General features: G+C 72.4%; 2 protein-coding genes. Both read left to right on the top strand.

What is annotated here, in order from left to right:
- Positions 1-111 precede the first annotated feature (111 nt).
- Complete coding sequence (locus tag RIF68_RS35685) at positions 112-546, top strand: DUF2742 domain-containing protein (RefSeq protein ID WP_309055773.1); 435 nt, start codon at positions 112-114, stop codon at positions 544-546.
- A 288-nt stretch (positions 547-834) separates the two neighbouring features.
- Positions 835-1,563 (top strand): DUF2786 domain-containing protein, encoded by a 729-nt coding sequence (locus tag RIF68_RS35680; RefSeq protein WP_309055771.1) that lies wholly within the window; start codon positions 835-837, stop codon positions 1,561-1,563.
- Positions 1,564-1,839 lie beyond the last annotated feature (276 nt).

Raw genomic sequence — 1,839 nt, 5'->3', positions numbered from 1 at the left:
GCTGTACAACACGGACGATCTCGCTTGACCGCCCGGCCGGGGCGGCGGATGGCACCGCCGCCCCGGCCCCCCACTCGAAACCCGACGCCGGAGGAGAAGCCCGTGAACCCCATGACCGCCGACGCCCCGCAACTGTGGGCCGAGCACCAGGTCGCCACGCTCGCCGAAGGTGCGCGGGAGTGGACCGTCCCCCCGTACGGATCGCTCGCGTGGAGCCAGCTCCCGCCCAGCGATCCCCGGCGGTACGCCGCCGTCATCGAGGCCGCCGAGCAGTGGCGGCGCCAGGTCGCCGAGGAGGAGCGCCTGGACCAACTGGCCGAGGACGACCCCGCCGCCTGGTATGCGGAGGTGACCGCCGGGGCGAACGACGAAGCCCGCCGCATGGCCGGCCGCCTCGCCCGGATGCGGACCCTCGCCGAGCTGGACGCCGCCCGCACCCGCCGCCCGCCTCACCGGCTCCGGGCCACCCCCGGCTGGCCCCCGGTCGCCATCCCCGGCAAGCCCGGCCGGTACCTGCACCCCGCCCCGTCCGCAATGGCCGCGTGACCGACCGCGCGCCCGCCGGGCCGCCGCGCCGAACGGAAAAGCCCGGAGCGGTCAACGCCAAGCCGTCCCCCGGGCGCGGCCTGTCGCGGGCGACGTCGAAAGCGGCTGGCAAGGAGGAGGGGGACCGACCCGGACTGGACCCGCGGGCCGCCTCAGCCCTGGAAAGCCCTGGTCAAGCGCCCCTTTTCGCTAGGTGATCGGGTTTAATTCTGGTAATATTGAGCTTGTTGGAAGGGGGTGGCACCCCGGACAACGAGAACCACTCGAAACCCACACCGGAGGCAGACAATGACCCAGGAAACGAATCCGCAGCTCGCTAAGGTTCGCGCCTTGCTCGCAAAGGCCGAGGACCCGGCGGCAAGCCGTGAAGAGGCTGAAGCGTACTTCGCGAAGGCCGCTGAGCTGATGGCCAAGTACGGGATCGAGCAGGCCATGTTGGCCGACGCGAACCCCGGCACCGATCGACCGGCAGACCGCGTGATCCATGTCGAAGGCAACTATGTCGTCGACCGGATCAGCCTGCTGCACTCCATTCTTCGGCCCCTCAACCTCCAGGGCATCCGCCTTCGGGGGGCGAATGGAAGGCTGGCAGCCGAGGTTCATGTATTCGGCTACGAGGCCGACATCCAGCGCGCGGAAATGCTGTTCACCAGCCTGCTCCTCCAGGCTTTCAACGGAATGCGGCACGGTCGCCCGATGCGGGGGGAGTCCGTCACTGCATACCGAAAGACGTGGCTGATGGGCTTCTCCAGGGCCGTTGAGAATCGGCTCGAAGCGGCGGAGGCGAGGGCTCGCGATGAGGCCATGGACGGGGCGCGCGGCCGATCCGCGGAGCTAGTGCTCGCTGACCGAGCGAGCGTGGTTCTGGCCAACTATCGCAAGGCGTACCCGAGGGCCCAGAAGGTGACGCGTTCACTGGCCGGATCTGGGTTCGGTGCTGGCGAACGCGCCGGGAACGCGGCAGACCTCGGAGGGACGCGCGTCGGTTCTGGCGGGCGGCGCAGGATCACCTCCTAAGCGTTCCGTCCGGGGGGTGGCAGCAGCCACCCTCCGGGCCCGTCGTCCTGGTCCGCCCCGGTCGCGTGCGCGGTGGGCGGCGGCTGGTTGGGGGTGGCCGGGCCGGGCGCGGGGCGCGGTGGGAGCGCGGCCGCGGTGGGCGCCGGCCTCGCCGCGGGGGCCGGGCGGGGCGCGGCGCCGTCGTGGGGCACCCGGCCTTTGGCCGGGTTGCGAGGGGCGCTCTGGCGCCGCCCCCTCGCGCTCCCCTGGCGCCGGTGGCGGGGGCCGGCGGTGCGG

The sequence above is a fragment of the Streptomyces sp. genome (assembly GCF_031178505.1).
GTDB lineage: Bacteria > Actinomycetota > Actinomycetes > Streptomycetales > Streptomycetaceae > Streptomyces > Streptomyces gulbargensis.
Note: the sequence above shows the minus strand (reverse complement) of the source record. Positions and strands in the feature narration are given on the sequence as shown.

Coding starts and splice junctions, on each gene's coding strand:
- RIF68_RS35680 (WP_309055771.1), top strand. CDS start 835: ATGACCCAGGAAACGAATCCGCAGCTCGCTAAGGTTCGCGCCTTGCTC.
- RIF68_RS35685 (WP_309055773.1), top strand. CDS start 112: ATGACCGCCGACGCCCCGCAACTGTGGGCCGAGCACCAGGTCGCCACG.